Source organism: Cobetia sp. PS-4MA (assembly GCF_057670765.1).
The window spans coordinates 678,967-697,575 of sequence record NZ_CM173107.1 but is presented as its reverse complement, the minus strand read 5'-3'; the positions used below and the strand labels follow the sequence as shown (position 1 = coordinate 697,575).

General features: G+C 61.2%; 13 protein-coding genes and 2 rRNA genes. 5 read left to right on the top strand and 10 right to left on the bottom strand.

The features are described from left to right. Window positions 1-51: 51 nt before the first annotated feature. Window positions 52-1,989 carry an ATP-binding cassette domain-containing protein gene (locus tag AC26AR_RS02945; RefSeq protein WP_077371354.1) on the bottom strand — a complete coding sequence of 646 codons (1,938 nt, stop codon included), beginning with the start codon at window positions 1,987-1,989 and terminating at the stop codon, window positions 52-54. A gap of 330 nt (window positions 1,990-2,319) precedes the next feature. Here AC26AR_RS02945 and AC26AR_RS02940 point away from each other — a divergent pair, with 330 nt between their 5' ends. Next, window positions 2,320-3,279: a TatD family hydrolase gene (locus AC26AR_RS02940; protein ID WP_404983571.1), complete on the top strand. Its 960-nt coding sequence runs from the start codon at window positions 2,320-2,322 to the stop codon at window positions 3,277-3,279. Window positions 3,280-3,338: 59 nt separating this feature from the next. Then, window positions 3,339-3,905 carry a hypothetical protein gene (locus AC26AR_RS02935; RefSeq protein WP_240499589.1) on the top strand — a complete coding sequence of 189 codons (567 nt, stop codon included), beginning with the start codon at window positions 3,339-3,341 and terminating at the stop codon, window positions 3,903-3,905. A 92-nt stretch (window positions 3,906-3,997) separates the two neighbouring features. Here AC26AR_RS02935 and AC26AR_RS02930 read toward each other — a convergent pair whose 3' ends face one another. The 5 genes from AC26AR_RS02930 to AC26AR_RS02910 all read right to left on the bottom strand — a co-directional run bounded on the left by AC26AR_RS02930 (window position 3,998) and on the right by AC26AR_RS02910 (window position 10,526). Beyond that, on the bottom strand, window positions 3,998-5,749 hold the full coding sequence (locus tag AC26AR_RS02930; RefSeq protein ID WP_488107524.1) for a DEAD/DEAH box helicase: 1,752 nt from the start codon (window positions 5,747-5,749) through the stop codon (window positions 3,998-4,000). 228 nt (window positions 5,750-5,977) lie between these two features. After that, window positions 5,978-6,547: an HPP family protein gene (locus AC26AR_RS02925; RefSeq protein WP_488107523.1), complete on the bottom strand. Its 570-nt coding sequence runs from the start codon at window positions 6,545-6,547 to the stop codon at window positions 5,978-5,980. 132 nt (window positions 6,548-6,679) lie between these two features. Then, window positions 6,680-8,482, bottom strand: a complete 1,803-nt coding sequence (locus AC26AR_RS02920; protein ID WP_240499590.1) for an ABC transporter permease — start codon at window positions 8,480-8,482, stop codon at window positions 6,680-6,682. 139 nt (window positions 8,483-8,621) lie between these two features. Further along, the gene (locus AC26AR_RS02915; RefSeq protein ID WP_136938380.1) at window positions 8,622-9,668 is read right to left on the bottom strand and encodes a Fe(3+) ABC transporter substrate-binding protein; all 1,047 of its coding nucleotides are present in this window, start codon (window positions 9,666-9,668) and stop codon (window positions 8,622-8,624) included. Between the two features lie 240 nt (window positions 9,669-9,908). Further along, on the bottom strand, window positions 9,909-10,526 hold the full coding sequence (locus tag AC26AR_RS02910; RefSeq protein ID WP_488107876.1) for an elongation factor P hydroxylase: 618 nt from the start codon (window positions 10,524-10,526) through the stop codon (window positions 9,909-9,911). 461 nt (window positions 10,527-10,987) lie between these two features. Between AC26AR_RS02910 and AC26AR_RS02905 the strand changes: the two genes are divergently transcribed. Together AC26AR_RS02905 and AC26AR_RS02900 are read left to right on the top strand one after the other, a co-directional pair. Then, window positions 10,988-12,391 carry an MATE family efflux transporter gene (locus AC26AR_RS02905; protein ID WP_240499759.1) on the top strand — a complete coding sequence of 468 codons (1,404 nt, stop codon included), beginning with the start codon at window positions 10,988-10,990 and terminating at the stop codon, window positions 12,389-12,391. Between the two features lie 322 nt (window positions 12,392-12,713). Continuing rightward, window positions 12,714-13,448 (top strand): hypothetical protein, encoded by a 735-nt coding sequence (locus AC26AR_RS02900; protein ID WP_077371340.1) that lies wholly within the window; start codon window positions 12,714-12,716, stop codon window positions 13,446-13,448. 11 nt (window positions 13,449-13,459) lie between these two features. Here AC26AR_RS02900 and tusA read toward each other — a convergent pair whose 3' ends face one another. Next, window positions 13,460-13,705: a sulfurtransferase TusA gene (tusA, locus tag AC26AR_RS02895; RefSeq protein WP_077371338.1), complete on the bottom strand. Its 246-nt coding sequence runs from the start codon at window positions 13,703-13,705 to the stop codon at window positions 13,460-13,462. Between the two features lie 59 nt (window positions 13,706-13,764). Here tusA and AC26AR_RS02890 point away from each other — a divergent pair, with 59 nt between their 5' ends. Continuing rightward, window positions 13,765-14,049: an antibiotic biosynthesis monooxygenase family protein gene (locus AC26AR_RS02890; RefSeq protein ID WP_077371336.1), complete on the top strand. Its 285-nt coding sequence runs from the start codon at window positions 13,765-13,767 to the stop codon at window positions 14,047-14,049. A gap of 139 nt (window positions 14,050-14,188) precedes the next feature. Here the strand turns inward: AC26AR_RS02890 and rlmM are convergent, their stop codons facing one another. The 3 genes from rlmM to AC26AR_RS02875 form a co-directional block, all read right to left on the bottom strand. Next, window positions 14,189-15,262, bottom strand: coding sequence for a 23S rRNA (cytidine(2498)-2'-O)-methyltransferase RlmM (gene rlmM / locus AC26AR_RS02885; protein WP_103751373.1), 1,074 nt, complete (start codon window positions 15,260-15,262; stop codon window positions 14,189-14,191). Between the two features lie 195 nt (window positions 15,263-15,457). Further along, window positions 15,458-15,573 (bottom strand): 5S ribosomal RNA (gene rrf, locus AC26AR_RS02880). Window positions 15,574-15,710: 137 nt separating this feature from the next. After that, a 23S ribosomal RNA gene (locus tag AC26AR_RS02875) occupies window positions 15,711-18,599 on the bottom strand. Between the last annotated feature and the right edge of the window lie 10 nt (window positions 18,600-18,609).

The following is an 18,609-nucleotide window of genomic DNA, read 5'->3' as shown; positions in this document are numbered from 1 at the left end:
CCAATGGCTGCCCTCGTGTCATTTCGCACCCGGGGAGACGAGAAAAGAGACTCAGCCTTCCTGCATGGCCTCAAGCTCCATCCAGCGTTCCATCGTCTCTTCCAGCACCTGCTGCTTGTGGCTGAGCTTCTCCAGCGTATTCTTCACCGCCTTGGCATCCCCTGTGTAGAACTCCGGCGCCGCGATCTCGGCTTCCAGCGTCGCGATCTCCGCTTCCAGCGTCTCGATGGTCGCCGGAATCAGATCCAGCTCGCGCTGGAACTTGTAGGGCAGCTTGACCTTCTTGGGGGCCTGCTGCGCCTGGGCGGCCTCACGCTTGCGACGCTCATCCTCGGCCTGCGCCTCACGACGGTGCTTTTCCTCGCGCTCACGCTCGACTTCCCACGGTGCCGGCGGCAGATGCCCGCCCTGACGTATCCAATCGCTGTAGCCCCCGACATACGGCTTGACGATCCCGTCGCCCTCAAAGGCCAGGATATTGGTGACCACGTTGTCCATGAAGGCACGGTCGTGGGAGACCAGCAGCACGGTACCGTCGAAGTCGAGCAGCAGCTCCTCGAGCAGCTCCAGCGTCTCGACATCCAGGTCGTTGGTCGGCTCATCCAGCACCAGCACGTTGGCCGGCATGGTGAACAGACGCGCCAGCAGCAGGCGATTGGACTCGCCCCCTGACAGCGAACGCACCGGCTGACGCGCGCGGTCCGGCGTGAACAGGAAGTTCTGCAGGTAGCTCATCACGTGCATGTCACGCCCGCCGACCGTGACACGGTCGCTGCCGCGCGCCACGTTGTCGTAGACGGTGGCTTCCATGTCCAGGCCCTTGCGCAGCTGATCGAAGTAGGCGATCTGCAGCTTGGTGCCTTCGATGCGCTTGCCTTCACTGGCCTCGAGCTGACCCAGCAGGATATGCAGCAGCGTCGTCTTGCCCGCGCCGTTGCGCCCCAGCAGGCCGACCTTGTCGCCGCGCTGGATCTCGACGCTCAGGTCACGGATGACCCACTTGTCCTGCGCCTCGTCGTAGCGATAGCTGACATTTTCCAGTTCCACGACGCGCTTGCCGCTGCGCTCGGCAGAATCGACGGCGATACGCGCACGGCCCTGCACCTCACGACGCTGTCCACGCTCATCACGCATCTTCTCCAGCGCGCGCACGCGACCTTCGTTACGGGTGCGGCGCGCCTTGATGCCCTGGCGGATCCAGGTCTCTTCCTGGGCCAGTTTCTTGTCGAATTCGGCGTTTTCCTTGGCCTCGACATCCATCTCGTGCTGCTTCTGGGCCTGATAGGCCGCGTAATCGCCCGGATAACGGCCGAGGCGGCCACGGTCCAGCTCCAGAATCTGGGTCGCCAGGCGCTTGAGGAAGGCCCTGTCGTGGGTGATGAACAGCACGGCGCCGGAGAAGGCCGCGACCTGCTCTTCCAGCCAGGCGATGGTATCGAGATCCAGATGGTTGGTCGGCTCATCGAGCAGCAGCAGGTCCGGGTCGGATACCAGCGCACGCGCCAGCGCGACACGCCGACGCCAGCCACCGGAGAGATCTTCCATCATGGTGTCTTCCGGCAGGCCCAGGCGGGTCAGCACGGTATCGATACGCTGCTGGAACTGCCAGCCATCGACGCTTTCCAGCGCGACCTGCACGTGCTCGAGACGCTTGAGGTCCGGCTCCGGATCACTGATCAGGTGATGGTATTCCGCCAGCAGCGCACCTGCCTGCGGCAGGCCTTCGGCAACGATATCGAAGATCGTGCGACCTTCCGCCGCCGGCAGGTCCTGAGAGAGCACGCCGATCTTGAGGCCCGGCGCCTTCCACAGCTCACCGGCATCGGCCTGGAACTCGCCGGTGATCAGCTTGAGCAGGGTCGACTTGCCGGTACCATTGCGGCCGACGAGCGCCAGGCGCTCGCCGCGCTCGACGACAAGATCCGCCCCATTGAGCAGAACGTGATGGCCATAGGCCAGCTGTAAGTTTTCCAGTCGTAACAATGCCATGTGCAGCAGCAACTCGTGACGGGTCCGGAGCCGGGAAGGCCGCGGAGGAAGTGGGAGTCAGGCGGACAGGCCGCCGCCAGCGACGCGCGCCGGAGAATGACGCCATTCTACCCGAGGCGCAGCGTACAGGCGATGGAAGACACCGCAAGGGCTGAAAGACATCGGCGGCTTGGGTAGAATGGCCGACCACTTGAAAGCACGTCGTGCGCCTGGCATTGCCAACGAGCCGATCGCCCGGTGCCGGACTCTCGAGTGCCAGGCCAGCAGACGACCTGGTACGCCTTTCACTGCCGTGTTCCTTCTCCCTCCCCCGTGACTCAAGGGTGTTCGATGTCCGCGCTTCCTCCCCATGCTGATCCCTCAGCGCTGCCCTGCTATGACCCGGAGCAACTGAGCGAGACCTCGCTTGCCGACCTGTGCGCCGACCTGTCCCTCGATGATAGCGAGCGCCATACGGCCCTGACACGGCTGGCGCCGGCGCTGCGCTTCGCAAGCCCGACGCCGCTGATCGACATCGGCGTCAACCTGACCCATGAAAGCTATGCTCAGGACATCGAGGGCACCTTGCTGCGAGCTCGCGCGGCGGGCGTCAGCCAGCAGATCCTGACCGGCACCAGCCTGGACGGCTCGCGTGAGGCTCAGGCGCTGGCGGCGCGCTATCGTGGCCTTTCTGCCACCGCCGGTGTGCATCCGCATGATGCCAGCCAGTGGAACGATGGTGTCGAGCGCGGTATCCGGGAGCTGCTGGCCCAGCCGGAAGTGGTCGCGGTGGGCGAATGCGGCCTGGATTTCAATCGCAACTTTTCCACGCCCGCCGAGCAGGCTCGCGCCTTCGAGGCCCAGCTGACCCTTGCCGCCGAGACAGGATTGCCACTGTTTCTGCATGAACGTGACGCCGGCCGACAGATGCTCGAGATGCTCAAGCATTGGCGGGACGACATCAGCCACGCGGTCGTGCACTGCTTCACCGGCGAGCGTGAGACACTATATGGCTATCTGGATCTCGACCTGCATATCGGGCTGACCGGCTGGCTGTGCGATGAACGCCGCGGCGAGCACCTGCGCAGCCTGTGTCGCGAGATTCCGCTGGAACGCCTGATGCTGGAAACCGACTGCCCCTATCTGGTGCCACGCAATCTGCCCGCCAAGCTCAAGGGACGCCGCCACGAACCCTCGCTGCTGGTCTGGATTCTGGCCGAGGTCGCTGCCCTGCGCGGCATGGAGATGGAAGCGCTGGCGCAGGCCACCACGGCGACTGCCACCCGCTTCTTCCGCCTGCCCGCGGCCTGACACGGCACGCCTTCCCTTGCACGCCCTTCTTTGCACGCTTCCCTGCTCTGGACACGACAATGCACGAATACGAACCTGAAACAGGCGACTTCCCCGCCTTCATCGCCGTCGAGACAGGCGAGGACTCAAGCCTGCCCCTGGCCATCGCTTGGGCCCTGCCCGATGGGCAGATGAAGCATGTCCTGATTCAGCCTGACGATGAATGGCTGGATGGGGAAATGCTGGAACTGGGCGACTACAGCCTGGATGACCTGAGAAGCTTCGGCGTCAGCCCTCTCGACGTGCTCAAGGAGCTGGAGCAGGACTACTACCAGACCACGCTCTATACCACCGGCGTCATGGATGACGAACAGGCGCTGGCGCGTCTGTTCGATGCCTACAACATGGATCCCTTCATCGAGTTTGCTCCTGCCGAGGGCCTCTATCCGGAACTATCCCCCGGCGACTGGGCACGCGAACGCAACAACATGCTGTTCGAGCAGGGGCTGCAGCCCTTCCGACCGGACAACGAGGTGATGGTGATGCTGGCCATCCACACCCGCCTGCGCGGTGACGGTGTGCGTGGCGATGAAGACATCCAGGGCACAGGCCCGGACTATGAGATCGACTGGGAAGAAGACGTCTGATTTCCTTCCGCCATCTCTGAAACGCAGAACGCCCCGACAACCGGTAGTTGTCGGGGCGTTCTGGTTCACGACTTCAGTCTGTCCCGCAAGGCTCAGCCGTTGGAGCGGCCACCACCGCCATTGCCACCGCTGGAGCGATTGCGGCCACCACGCGAACGACGACGCGGACGCTCTTCACTGGACGGTGCCTCCGGCGCGCGATTGCCGTTCACTTCCGGGCGCGGCGCGACGCGGTTGCCATCCACCTCACGCGGTGCGGGAGCACGATTGCCGCGATTGTCGTCGTCGTGATTGGCACCGCCACCTTGCGGGCGCTGGCCGCCAGTGCGCTGGCCGTCAGAGCGCTGACCGCCATTGCCACGGCCCTCACCAGCAGGCTTGCCACCAGTGCGCTGACCATCCGAACGAGCGCCGCCAGTGCGCTGACCGCCCGAACGAGCGCCGCCAGTGCGCTGGCCGTCAGAGCGCTGACCGCCATTGCCACGGCCTTCACCGGCAGGCTTGCCACCAGTGCGCTGACCATCCGAACGAGCGCCGCCAGTGCGTTGGCCGCCATTACGCTGGCCGTCAGAGCGCTGACCGCCATTGCCACGACCTTCACCGGCAGGCTTGCCGCCAGGGCGCTGGCCGCCAGTGCGCTGGCCGCCACGCGGCTGACGCGGCTCACGTTCCGGCTCGACGTCGACTTCCGGCACGAAACCTTCCACTTCGACACGCTTGAGCTTGCCCTTGAGCAGACGTTCGATACCGCCGAGCTCCTTGCGCTCATCGCTGGAAACCAGCGAGATGGCACGCCCGCTGGCACCGGCGCGACCGGTACGTCCGATCCGGTGAACGTAGTCTTCCGGGACATTGGGCAGTTCGTAGTTCACGACCTGCGGCAGCTGCTCGATATCCAGGCCACGTGCCGCGATATCGGTGGCAACCAGCACGCGCACTTCGCCGTTCTTGAAACCGGCCAATGCCTTGGTACGGGCATTCTGGCTCTTGTTGCCATGAATCGCCGCGGCGCTGATGCCGGACTTCTCGAGCTTGGTCGCCAGACGGTTGGCCCCATGCTTGGTACGCGTGAAGACCAGCACCTGATGCCAGTTTTCCTTGAGGATCAGATGCTTGAGCAGCGAAGGCTTGTGGCTCTTCTCCACGGTATGGATATGCTGCTCGACCTTCTCGGCCGTGGTGTTGCGCGGGCTGGCTTCCACGGCGACCGGATCATTGAGCAGCTTGTTGGCCATGCCGCGAATCTCGTCCGAGAAGGTCGCGGAGAACAGCAGCGTCTGCCGCTTGGTCGGCAGCAGCTTGAGCAGGCGGCGAATGTCGTGGATGAAGCCCATGTCCAGCATGCGGTCCGCTTCGTCCAGCACCAGCGTCTCGAGATCCGAGAAATCGATGGCCTTCTGGGAGTGCAGGTCCAGCAGGCGACCCGGTGTGGCGGTCAGGATCTCGACGCCGGAAGACAGGCGGCTGATCTGCGGATTGATCTTCACGCCACCGAACACCACGGCATTGCGCAGCTTCAGGTGACGGGAGTAGGCAGTGACGTTTTCGTCGATCTGCGCGGCCAGTTCACGCGTCGGCGTGACGATCAGGGCCTTGATCTTGCGGGCGCCTGCAGGGGCGCCGTTTGAGAGGCGCTCGACCAGCGGCAAGGCGAAACCGGCAGTCTTGCCGGTACCGGTGCGCGCGGCAGCCATCACGTCACGACCTTCCAGCACGGCAGGAATCGCACCCGCCTGCACCGGGGACGGCGTGGAATAGCCCATCTCGGCAATCGCTTTCAGTACAGGAGCGGACAGCCCCAGGGCGGCAAAAGCCGGGATGGAGTTGGCAGTAGTCTCAGTCATCAATATCTCTTCGGCTGACCGGCCACGTGCTGGTCGATCATTAAGGAATGGCGCCTGGCCGGGCACGTGCCGGGAGAGAGAGCGAGGCGTATCAGGCACAGTGAAGAAGGCGTTGGTCTGGGTGACCTCGGCGGACTGCTGCCAGTCGCTCGCGTCAGGCGATGACCCAGTCTATCACCTTCCGCCGGCGACTGCAGAAGCACGCGCCCGGTGGTGGCACCTGATGACTCAATGCCAGTGCAGCGGATAGCGACGATGACGCGCCAGGTTATTGATCAATACCGCCAGCACCAGCATGGCCAGGCACCCCAGACCGACGGGAAGCAAGGCATACCAGTAGCCGAGCGCATGCAGGGGTTCACCGCCGATCACCGCGATCAAGGCCGTGGCGCCGCCCGGCGGATGCAGGGTATGCGTCAGCTGCATCACCAGCAGTGCCACCGAGACTGCCATGGCGGCTGCCAGCCAGCCGTCGCCCAGCCAGTGATAGCAGGCCACGCCGACCAGCGCCGACAACAGGTTGCCGCCCAGTACGTTGCGCGGCTGCGCCAGCGGACTATGCGGCGCACCGTAGAGCAGTACCGAGGTCGCCCCGAAGGAGCCGACCAGCAGCAAGGTGCTGACCGCCAGATAATGTGATGACATCCAGCCGATCAACGCCATGCCGAGAAAGGCCCCCAGCCAGGACCACAGGGCATCGGCAACATGCGGCTTGCCACGCTTGAGCGGGCCTCCGCGCATCTTGGTCAGATAAGGCTTGATCATCGTGCGAATCGTCTCCGGGTGTCCTTGCGTCATCGAGCGCTGCACCCTAGGCGATCTCAAGGGCAGGGACAACTACCGTATGGCAATAAGCTGATGCCCGCTCGGCACCGGTCACTCCCGTCACGCACGCCGGCTCTCGTCTCTCTTGCTCTTGATCTTGCTCGTTCACGCTTCGCTGCGTGAGGCGACGATGGTGCGCGAGATCACGATCACCGGCAGGATACCGACCAGCACGATCACCAGTGCCGGCAGCGCCGCCTGCTCGAGCATTTCATCGGAGGCGTACTGATAGACATGAGTGGCGAGCGTATCGAAGTTGAAGGGGCGCAGCAGCAAGGTGGCCGGCAGCTCCTTCATGGCATCCACGAACACCACCAGCGCCGCGGTCAGAAGCCCCGGACGAATCAGCGGCAGATGCACACGACGCAAGGTCGAGAAGGTGTTCTCGCCCAGCGAGCGTGCCGCCATGTCCATCGAGGGCGTGACCTTGTCGAGGCTCGACTCGATGGAGCCCGCAGCAATCGCCAAGAAGCGCACCACATAGGCGATGATGATCGCGCCCATCGTCCCCGTCAGCAGCAATCCGCTGGAGATGCCGAAATTGGCCCGCAGGAAGCTGTCCAGTGCATTGTCGAAGCCGGATAGCGGTACCAGAACGCCCAACCCCAGCACGGCCCCCGGCATGGCGTAGCCCAGACTCGAAAGCTTGAGTGCCTGCTGTACGCTGGCGGTGCGATCCAGCCGCTTGGCATAGGCCAGCAGCACCCCGATGATCAGGGTCAGTACCGCAGCGCTCACCGCCAGTATCAGGCTGTTCACGGCATATCCCGCGAAGTCCGGTGTCCAGGATTCCTCGAAATACAGGATGGCGTGCCGCGTGAGCAAGCCCACCGGCAGCAGGAAACCGAAGAACAGCGGCAGGAAACAGGCCAGTGACGCCACTGATGCCCGCCATCCCGTCAGGGTCGGACGTTGATAGCGACGGTAGCGATCGCCCTTGCCGAACTGGCGCTGACGACGCCGAGCATGCCGCTCGAGCCAGATCAGCGTGACCACGAAGATCATCAGGCACAGCGCGATCTGCGCCGCACCGCGCAGGCTGCCCATGTTGAGCCAGACATTGAAGATGCCGGCGGTCAGCGAGCGTACCGCGAAGTAGTCCACTGTTCCGAAGTCGTTGAGCGCCTCCATCATCGCCAGTGCAAGGCCGACGGCAATCGCCGGTCGGGCGCTGGGCAGCGCCACGCGCCAGAAGCTTTGCCACCCGTTGCAGCCCAGCGTTCGGCTGGCATCGCGCAGTGAAGGCGACTGATCGAGAAATGCCGAGCGTGCCAGCATGAAGACATAGGGAAACAGCACCAGGGACAGCATCAGGATGGCGCCCCCCAGGCTGCGGATCTCCGGGAAGTAGTAATCCTGGGGCGAATCCCAGCCAAACAGGGCACGCAGCGCGCCCTGGAAGGGGCCGGCATACTCAAAGACGTCGGTATAGATATAGGCGATGACGTTGGCGGGAATCGCGAACGGCAACAGCAGCGACCACTCGAAGGTGCGTCGCAGCGGAAACTGATACATGGTGGTCAACCAGGCCGAGACGACCCCCATGCTGCCACTGAGGACCGCCACTCCCGCCACCAGCGCCAGACTGGTCATGACGTAATCGGGAAGCACGGTGGAGACGAGATGCGGCCAGATGCCCTCCCCTGCCTGATCACTGCCATCGTCACCGAAGACAGCCAGCCAGACGACGGCCAGCACCGGCATGACCACCAGTGCGGCCACGCCCCAGGCGCTGACGAACCAGCCCATGTGGGTTCCGAGACGCCGCTGACGACGCCGGATGGCCGCTGCATCGTAGTGCGCCATTTCCTGGGCGGCCGGCGATCGCCCGGTGCCGCTCATGGCGGCCACCGCCTCTCCTTCAAAGCTCGCACCTTGCTCAGCCAACAGCCGCTTGCCCTGGGTCATCTGACGTCCTCGTTATCCCGCAACTGCAATTGCGTCTATTTTACATGCTTTGCGCAAACGAAGAGGGGCTGTCGCATCGCGACAGCCCCTCTTCGTTCATGACAGCTCGCTCGGTAGCCTCTGGCTCCGGCGAGTGCCCTTACTGGTTGAAGCCGACTTCATTGACCATCTGCGCGGCGCGCTTGCGAAGCTTGGCGACTTCGGTCAGCGGCAGGTCATCCTGCTTGAACTCGCCCCATGAGGTCAGCAGCTCGGAGCTCTCGGCTTCCGGGTTGGCCGGATACTCGAAGTTGACCTCGGCATACATGTGCTGGGCGGTCTTCTCGGTGAGGAAGCGCATCAGCTTGAGGGCATTCTCTTCGTGCGGCGCATACTTGGTCATCGCCATGCCGGAGATGTTCATGTGCGTGCCGACGCCGTTCTGATCCGGGAACTCGATACGTGCCTTCTCGGCCCACGGGCGCTGCTCGTCATTGTCGAGCATCTTGCCGTAGTAATAGCTGTTGCCGATGGCCACATCACAGACGTTGTCGCGGATCGCCTTGATCTGATCACGATCGCCACCCTGAGGCTTGCGCGCCAGATTGGCCTTGAAGCCTTCCAGCCACTCACGCGTGGCCTCTTCACCGTTGTGCGCGATGCGTGAGGCGATCAGCGCGACGTTGTAGGGGTGATCACCGGCGCGTGAGCAGACGCGCCCCTTCAGGCTCGGATCCGCCAGGTCGTCATAGCTTGCCACCTGACCGGCCTCGAGACGCTCGACACTGGTGTAGAGCACCCGTGCGCGCGTGGTGATGCCGAACCACTGATTGTCGGGGCCGTGGTACTGCTCGGGCAGATTGGCCTCGATGACCTCATCATTGACGCTCTTGACCAGCTCCTCGTCGACCAGCTCCTGCAGACGTCCCACATCCACGGTCAGCAGCACGTCAGCCGGGGTGTTGCGCCCTTCCCGCTTGAGACGCTCGGCCAGGCCCTGCTTGGCGAAGACCACATTGACCTTGACGCCGGTCTCCTCGGTGAACTCCTTGAGGAACGGCTCGATCAGATAGGCCTGACGATAGGAATAGACGTTGACCTCTTCCTGGGCTTGAGCCGGCAGCGCCGTGGCGGCGGTAACGCCAGCCAGTGCGCCCAGCAGCAGCTTGCGGACGGAGGATGCAGAAATCGTGGTGGAAGCTGTCATCGAATACCCCTGTTCGAAGGTCCCCGCTTCTGGCCTGCTGGTGCAGGGGAAGCAGAATGATCGTAGCAATGCGAATCATTCTAATCACAAAGGGTTTCCGATCGCAACGCTCGTGCAACGCTGACTTGCAGTTTTCGCAATCCGTGCTAGCAGTTCATGCCTGAAAACCCGGCGATTCCATGGCGGGATATCTCGAGGCGCGCGGAACAGACAATGTCCTGCGCCGGCATGGCGGGCGCATCAGGCCACGCGGCCATCCTCCCTGACGGCAGGCAATAGCGTCATCGCCTCCTGGATGGCTTGCTTGTGTGAAAGCTTGCGCTGCCAGACAGCGTGCAGCGCATGTCGGAAGGCATTGGCGCGTGCTGGCAGGCCGCACCTTTCGTATTCAGCGGCCCGCTCGTCGACACGCTGTGCGAAGGCATCGCGATCCACCTCAAGCTCCAGATTATCGACGCTGACATGAAACGGCTTGGCGACTGCACGGTGGAACAATTGCTCCAGCGCCTGCGGGGCTACCTCGACACTTTCAAAGGCCTTCTGCTGGTGTGCATCACGTCCGTCCGGTGCATACCAGTAACCGTAATCCTCCTTGAGGCGTCGCTCAGGGCCCGCGATGCACCAGTGACTGACTTCGTGCAGAGCGCTGGAGAAGAAGCCGCGCGCCAGATAGAGACGATGAAAGCCGAGCTCATCGCCTGGAGAGTCGCCGCTGGCGACCCCATCCTGCACCTCATCCGTCGTCATGCCGGCGGGCAGATAGAGAGGTTCGTGGGGGGCGCGCCGCAACAAGGTGTTGTAAGACGTGGCAAACAGTCCATCGAAGAGGGAAGTCAACGCCGTCAGCTCAGGGTCCATCGACTCTTGATCCGTCAGGGCCTGCCCCCCCGCCAGGGCATGATCAGGCATGGCATCGCCGTCTGCGCTGCACGCCTCATGACGTGATGACAGGGTGCGAGGCACGCGGGAAAGTTCTGAAGAAAGCAACACAGGCAAGTCTCGACGATCGTGTGAATCAGCAGCGATATCAGTACCCGGAGATAGGGACGGTACTGCATGACGATGTCGAGCATTGTACGTGGCTCGTTCGTATCACGTCATTCCACCTGACAGGTGAGTACCAAGCGCTGATAATTCACTCTCTTGCGCCCCGCAGGCAGGCCTTATCTGCTAGGATGGCGCGCCAAGCAAGAATGATTCTCGATTACCAGCAGGAGCCTGCCGTGCCCCCCGCCGAACCCTCCCATTCATCCGCCTCCACGCCTGCAGCCTCTTCTCAGGCGCCATTCGCCAGCCGGGTACGCGCCGAAACCTCACGTCTGGTCACGCTGGCACTGCCAATCTGCGGTGCTCAGCTGGCTCAGGCAGGCATGAGCGCCGTGGATGTCCTGATGACCGGTCGCTCCAGCGCGACGGACCTGGCAGCCGTCTCGGTGGGGTCCAGCCTCTGGGTGCCTCTGCTGCTGTTGATGGCTGGCACCTTGATGGGGCTGACACCCGTCGTGGCACAGCTGATGGGGGGTAACCGCAGCGGTGAGGTACGTGACAACGTTCACCAGTCACTGTGGATCTCATTGGTGCTCGGCAGTCTGTCAGGATTGGCACTGTGGTTCCTGGCGGCGCCAATCTTCACGCTGATGGAGGTGCCCGGCGCGGTGGCAGAACAGGCCACGCTTTATCTGATGGCCATTGCCTGGGGCATGCCGGGCGCCGCCTTCTATCAAGTGCTACGCGCGTATTCCGATGGCATGAATCATACTCGTCCGGCGCTGATCATCAGCTTGATCGGCCTGTTGTCGAACATTCCGCTCAACTACCTGCTGATCTATGGCTCTGCAGGCGTGGATGACTTGCTGGGGATCACGCTACCGGGACTGCTAGGCGATATCCCGGCCATGGGCGCTGCAGGCTGCGGTATCGCGACAGGGCTTGCCATGTGGATCATGTGTCTGAGCATGTTTCTCTACACCCGTCGCAGCAGCGCCTACCAGGCAGTCGCTCTCTGGTGCCAACCCAGCGCGCCTCAGCTCAAGAAGATCTCGGAACTGCTCAAGGTCGGTCTGCCGATCGGCATCGCCATCTTCTTCGAGGTCACGCTGTTCACCGTCATCGCGCTGTTCGTGGCAAGCTTCGGTGAGATCAAGGTGGCAGCCCACCAGGTCGCGCTCAACTTCACCTCATTGCTGTTCATGCTCCCTCTGTCACTGGCCATGGCACTCACCGTACGAGTGGGGCATACCATCGGCCGTGGTGACATGAACGAGGCGCGCTTCGTGGCGTGGAATGGCGTGGCCTTCTCACTGGTGGTCGCTCTGATCAATGACCTGGTGATCTGGGTACTGGCAGAGCCTGCCGTGGCGCTCTACACCAGCAACCTCAAGGTGCAGGCGCTGGCGCTTTCCCTGATCACGCTGGCGATGCTCTATCAGGTCTCCGACTCCTTGCAGGTTGCCATGGCGGGGGCTCTGCGCGGCTTCAAGGACACTCGCATCATCATGTTGATCACCATGTTCGCCTACTGGATCATCGGTCTTGGTGGCGGACATCTGCTGGGGGTGGGCAGTGAGCAGTTCCCCGTCTGGCCCTGGGCTGTCGAGAGCATGGGTGTCTATGGCTACTGGATTGGCATGGTGGCCGGCCTGACCGTGGCGGCTCTGCTGCTTGGCTGGCGTCTGTGGGTCATTGCGCGCCGCGCCATTCAGGAGGGCAGCCTGCCCGGCTGAGCGAAGCCCCCTGCCAACGCTGGCCGCGAGCTCGTGATACCGACGGCGGCCAGTGTTCCATCCCTTTTCCCACCCGCTCAAGCACTCGCCTCAGACGCCCCGCCACCGGCCTTTTGCCCGGTCGCGGGGCGTTTGCGTTTAATCCTTCATCTGCGCATGGACGGTCATTTCGTCCAAGGAGGGGTTACCGTCAGGGCTCAGGCTGTGCTAATGGTTATTCAAGGCAGTGCATTCATATGCAGTGCGCCATCTTGCAAGCGGCGGCTGTTTGCACACCCGCACACGCCGAGGACGATCGACAAGCTGCTGAGGAGGGTTCGTCATGGGCGTACCAGTTTCTTCCCCCCGCTCCGCCAAGGTCATCGACCTGAATGTCATGCGTGACAGGATGCGTGCACGACGTCGTATTCTCCGGCTTGCGCCGGAACACGATGGGTTGGAAATGCTCTATCAGCTCGAAAGCGACCCGGAGAGCTACTACAGCCTTCCCGTGTTGGCCTGGGGTCTGCGCGAGGATGGTGAAGTGGTCGGCCTGGTGCCATGGATGGAGGGGCTGATGCCCTGCCATGAGCTGGAAGATCCGCAGCAGGGCCACTTCGTCGGCTACCGAGACCCGGAAACCGACGAGGTCTTCATGCTGGCTCCGGACCACAAGGTCTATGAGCTCGAGCATGCCGCGGCCTATTACGACTATGAGGTGTCGGAGAAGACCACCTTGCTGCAGCAGCTACCGGATACGCTCGGGACTCATGCCCTGTGCATGACCAATGGCGAGTCTGCGTGGCAGCTCAAGCAGGTGTTCGGCTGGCGTCTATACAGCGATGGCAACATCGAGGCACTGCTGGTCGATGAGACACGCGTCACCCAGACACCGGTGCTGGCTGGAGATGACTGCCTCTACCCCGGTCGCAGTCGTCATGACGTGGTCTATTTCTTCCAGCGCGCCGTCGCCAACCAGATTCGTGAGCAGGACCCGGCCACCCTGGAAGCTCTCGCGCTGATGATGACCGGCGAGAGTGATCAGGTCAGTGTGGAAGTGCACGACCGCGAAGCCTGAGACGACTGGCGTCAACTGATGCGAATGTCATAAAGGAAGTGATCCGGCGTTTCGTCACTGCGCTCCAGTGTGTGCCCAAGAAATGCACAGAACTTGGGCACATCACGTGTCGTCGCCGGATCGGTCGCCACGACACGCAGCAGGTCTCCGCTCGCGAGCTCACGCACCTTGTTGTGCAGCATCATGATGGGTTCGGGGCAATACAGACCGCTGGTATCCAGCTCTGCATCGGCAACGGGCAAGGGGGTATCGGTCATCAATGACTCCTGAGGTCCTGCCACTGACAAGGCAGAATGTATGAAGACGGGAGGCGGGCATGATCAAGGTAATGATCGAACGGCATATCATGCCGGGACTCGAACAGGATTACGAGCAGGCCTCACGCGAGGTCGTGCGTGAAGCCATGCATGCACAGGGCTTCATCTCGGGCGAGAATCTGGTGGAAAGCGGACGTCCCGGCCACCGAATATTGATCACTTCATGGCGAGACGCAAGAGCCTGGCAGGAGTGGTCGAGCAGTCACGCGCGCGAACGCATGATGGCGCGTCTGGGGCCGATGCTTTCTCAACCGGAACGCATCGTGTTGCTTGAACACACCTGACCTGCGAGAGATTCAAGCCTCGCGAGCGCAGCACCCCTCAGCGAGGCTCCGTCCATCGGTCTGACAGCACCGCACAGACAAGCCCCCACGGACCGCTCGGTCCGTGGGGGCTTGTGGTTGCACCAGAGAACCCGGTGGCTCAGTGCGTGATACGCACATGCACGGTGACTTCTTCGCGGTCATGGTACAGGTGACGACACCGGATCTCGGCACCGACATTGGAACGCTCAAGGCTGGCCGCCAGATAATCGAGACAGCGGGAGACTTCCTTCCAGCGCTGCTTCATCGGCAGCTTGAGATTGAAGACCGCCTCATTGCACCAGCGCTTCTTCAGCCAGCGCTCGACCATCTCCGTCACGCGGATGGGCTTGTCGACGATGTCACAGACCAGCCAGTCCAGTCGCAGCGGTGGCTCCCAGGTAAAACCATCTTCCTTGAGATGCTCTACCTGTCCTGTCGCCATCAGATCCTTGTTCATGGGGCCATTGTCGATGGCGAACACGAACATGCCCTTCTCGACCAGCTGGAAGGTCCAGCCACCCGGCGCTGCCCCAAGATCCGCTGCCTGCATGCCAACCGCGATGCGACGCTCCCACTGGTCGCGCGGCACGAACTCATGCCAGGCCTCTTCCAGCTTGAGTGTGGAGCGACTGGGGGCACGGCTCGGCGAACGCAGATGACGGATGCCGTTGGCATATTCGCTGCGGTTGCCAGGAAAGCTCATGCCCAGCTGCACTTCGTCACCATCCGTCCAGAAGACGTGCAGCGCCCGTCCACCGGCCTTGCGACGCAGTGCACCACGCTTCTTGAGCGCAGACTCCAACGGGCGGCCGACAGCCTTGCCAAGGCCCGACAGCGCCTTGCCATCATTGGTGTCCGGCATCTCGTGGCGGATCTCCTCGAAGCTCCAGCCAGCGTCGACCACCTGCTGCAGAATCGGCGAGACGCGATTTTCCCGCGACATGCCGACCAATGGCTCCAATGCCACCAGTGTCTGGCGAGCGAAGACCAACGCCTGAAGCGGCATGTCACGATGCAGGCTATTGGCGGGCTCATCACCTGTCACCACATAACGCACGAAGCCACTGTCGCGTGCCGCAATCGGATAACCCGGGGCGCCCAGATAAGCGGCCTTTTCACAGACTTCTGCGGCCAGGTCGGCCTCGAAGCCCGGGCGGCAATACAGCAACAGTTCTTGAGGTTGCATCATCATCTCCATAACGGAAGGCTGGGGAGTCTACCGCCTCGCTCCTGTCCACGACAAGCATGGCGACAATGACTGACTCAGCGAGGAAGCCGCTACTCAGGCCCACCGGGCCTGCCAGCTGACGGGTACCGGCTTTCCGGTTTTTGACCCGCAAAGAGAACCGCCCCTGCAGCTGGGCTGCAGGGGCGGTTCAGTATAAGTGCCTGACGATGACCTACTCTCACATGGAGAAACTCCACACTACCATCGGCGCTAAGCGGTTTCACTTCCGAGTTCGGCATGGGATCGGGTGGTTCACGCTCGCTATGGTCGTCAGGCGAAACGGTGGCATCTTGCGATGCCTGAGTCTCGAGGCTTGTGGCCTCGCGACTCGCAATATGAATCATGCTGACCGATATGTCGTCGATCCTGTCGCAATCCCGGCGTTTGCCGAAGCAAACCCCTTGGGTGTTATATGGTCAAGCCTCACGGGCAATTAGTACTGGTTAGCTCAACACATTGCTGTGCTTCCACACCCAGCCTATCAACCTTGTAGTCTTCAAGGGCCCTTCAGGAGGCGCAAGGCCTCAGGGAAGTCTCATCTTGAAGGGGGCTTCCCGCTTAGATGCTTTCAGCGGTTATCCCGTCCGAACGTAGCTACCGGGCAATGCCATTGGCATGACAACCCGAACACCAGAGGTTCGTCCACTCCGGTCCTCTCGTACTAGGAGCAGCTCTTCTCAAACTTCCGACGCCCACGGCAGATAGGGACCGAACTGTCTCACGACGTTCTAAACCCAGCTCGCGTACCACTTTAAATGGCGAACAGCCATACCCTTGGGACCGACTTCAGCCCCAGGATGTGATGAGCCGACATCGAGGTGCCAAACACCGCCGTCGATGTGAACTCTTGGGCGGTATCAGCCTGTTATCCCCGGAGTACCTTTTATCCGTTGAGCGATGGCCCTTCCATACAGAACCACCGGATCACTAGAACCTACTTTCGTACCTGCTCGACGTGTCTGTCTCGCAGTCAAGCACCCTTATGCTCTTGCACTCAATGCACGATTTCCAACCGTGCTGAGGGTACCTTCGTGCTCCTCCGTTACTCTTTAGGAGGAGACCGCCCCAGTCAAACTACCCACCATACACTGTCCTCGATCCGGATAACGGACCTGAGTTAGAACGCCAATGATGTCAGGCTGGTATTTCAAGGTTGGCTCCACCGCATCTGGCGACGCGGTTTCAAAGCCTCCCAGCTATCCTACACAGACAACATCAGCATCCAGTGTAAAGCTATAGTAAAGGTTCACGGGGTCTTTCCGTCTAGCCGCGGGTACACAGCATCTTCACTGCGATTTCAATTTCACTGAGTCTCGGGTGGAGACAGCGTGGCCATCATTACGCCATTCGTGCAGGTCGGAACTTACCCGACAAGGAATTTCGCTACCTTAGGACCGTTATAGTTACGGCCGCCGTTTACCGGGGCTTCGATCAAGAGCTTCGGACGAATCCTAACCCCATCAATTAACCTTCCGGCACCGGGCAGGCGTCACACCCTATACGTCCGCTTGCGCGTTTGCAGAGTGCTGTGTTTTTAATAAACAGTTGCAGCCACCTGGTATCTTCGACCGGTAAGAGCTTACGGAGCAAGTCCTTCACTCGAACCGGTGCACCTTCTCCCGAAGTTACGGTGCCATTTTGCCTAGTTCCTTCACCCGAGTTCTCTCAAGCGCCTTGGTATTCTCTACCTGACCACCTGTGTCGGTTTGGGGTACGGTCGCATGTGATCTGAAGCTTAGAGGCTTTTCCTGGAAGCGTGGCATCGATGACTTCCTGACCGTAGTCAGTTCGTCTCGCATCTCGACCTCAGAGGAACCGGATTTGCCTGATTCCTCGGCCTACATGCTTTCACCAGGACAACCAACGCCTGGCTCACCTAGCCTTCTTCGTCCCCCCATCGCAACCACATCCGGTACGGGAATATTAACCCGTTTCCCATCGACTACGCGTTTCCGCCTCGCCTTAGGGGCCGACTCACTCTGCTCCGATTAACGTAGAACAGAAAACCTTGGTCTTCCGGCGGGGGAGTTTTTCACTCCCCTTATCGTTACTCATGTCAGCATTCGCACTCGTGATACCTCCAGCAGACTTCTCAATCCACCTTCATTGGCTTACACGACGCTCCTCTACCGCTCATCCATAAGGATGAACCCGTAGCTTCGGTACCTGATTTAGCCCCGTTATATCTTCCGCGCAGGCCGACTCGACTAGTGAGCTATTACGCTTTCTTTAAAGGATGGCTGCTTCTAAGCCAACCTCCTAGCTGTCTGAGCCTTCCCACATCGTTTCCCACTTAATCAGGATTTTGGGACCTTAGCTGACGGTCTGGGTTGTTTCCCTTTTCACAACGGACGTTAGCACCCGCTGTGTGTCTCCCACGCTGCACTCACTGGTATTCGGAGTTTGCCTCGGGTTGGTAAGTCGGGATGACCCCCTAGCCGAAACAGTGCTCTACCCCCAGCGGTGATACGTGAGGCGCTACCTAAATAGCTTTCGAGGAGAACCAGCTATCTCCGGGCTTGATTAGCCTTTCACTCCGATCCACAGCTCATCCCAGCATTTTTCAACATACTTGGGTTCGGGCCTCCAATTGATGTTACTCAATCTTCACCCTGGCCATGGATAGATCGCCCGGTTTCGGGTCTATACCCTGCGACTGGTCGCCCAGTTAAGACTCGCTTTCGCTACGCCTCCCCTATACGGTTAAGCTCGCCACAGAATATAAGTCGCTGACCCATTATACAAAAGGTACGCGGTCACACCACGAAGGTGCTCCCACTGCTTGTACGCATACGGTTTCAGGATCTATTTCACTCCCCTCGCCGGGGTTCTTTTCGCCTTTCCCTCACGGTACTGGTTCACTATCGGTCAGCCAGGAGTATTTAGCCTTGGAGGATGGTCCCCCCATGTTCAGTCAAGGTTTCTCGTGCCCCGACCTACTCGATTTCACGATACTCAGACTTCGACTACGGGACTATCACCCTGTATCGTCAAGCTTCCCAGCTTGTTCGTCTGTCAGTTGTATCGCTTAAGGGCTGGTCCCCGTTCGCTCGCCGCTACTTGGGGAATCTCGGTTGATTTCTTTTCCTCCGGGTACTTAGATGTTTCAGTTCCCCGGGTTTGCCTCTATAGGTTATGTATTGGCCTATAGATACTCACCTGATGGTGAGTGGGTTTCCCCATTCGGAAATCGTTGGGTCGCAGGGTATTTGCCACCTCGCCAACGCTTATCGCAGGCTATCACGTCCTTCATCGCCTCTGGCTGCCAAGGCATCCACCGTATGCGCTTAATCGCTTGACCATATAACCCC

Bases quoted from the DNA above. Each gene is read 5' to 3' on its own strand.
- AC26AR_RS02890 (WP_077371336.1), top strand. From the start codon at position 13,765: ATGATCAAGGTAATGATCGAACGGCATATCATGCCGGGACTCGAACAG.
- tusA (WP_077371338.1), bottom strand. From the start codon at position 13,705: ATGACCGATACCCCCTTGCCCGTTGCCGATGCAGAGCTGGATACCAGC.
- AC26AR_RS02900 (WP_077371340.1), top strand. From the start codon at position 12,714: ATGGGCGTACCAGTTTCTTCCCCCCGCTCCGCCAAGGTCATCGACCTG.
- AC26AR_RS02940 (WP_404983571.1), top strand. From the start codon at position 2,320: ATGTCCGCGCTTCCTCCCCATGCTGATCCCTCAGCGCTGCCCTGCTAT.
- AC26AR_RS02930 (WP_488107524.1), bottom strand. From the start codon at position 5,749: ATGACTGAGACTACTGCCAACTCCATCCCGGCTTTTGCCGCCCTGGGG.
- AC26AR_RS02915 (WP_136938380.1), bottom strand. From the start codon at position 9,668: ATGACAGCTTCCACCACGATTTCTGCATCCTCCGTCCGCAAGCTGCTG.
- AC26AR_RS02925 (WP_488107523.1), bottom strand. From the start codon at position 6,547: ATGACGCAAGGACACCCGGAGACGATTCGCACGATGATCAAGCCTTAT.
- rlmM (WP_103751373.1), bottom strand. From the start codon at position 15,262: ATGATGATGCAACCTCAAGAACTGTTGCTGTATTGCCGCCCGGGCTTC.
- AC26AR_RS02945 (WP_077371354.1), bottom strand. From the start codon at position 1,989: ATGGCATTGTTACGACTGGAAAACTTACAGCTGGCCTATGGCCATCAC.
- AC26AR_RS02910 (WP_488107876.1), bottom strand. From the start codon at position 10,526: ATGGACCCTGAGCTGACGGCGTTGACTTCCCTCTTCGATGGACTGTTT.
- AC26AR_RS02935 (WP_240499589.1), top strand. From the start codon at position 3,339: ATGCACGAATACGAACCTGAAACAGGCGACTTCCCCGCCTTCATCGCC.
- AC26AR_RS02920 (WP_240499590.1), bottom strand. From the start codon at position 8,482: ATGACCCAGGGCAAGCGGCTGTTGGCTGAGCAAGGTGCGAGCTTTGAA.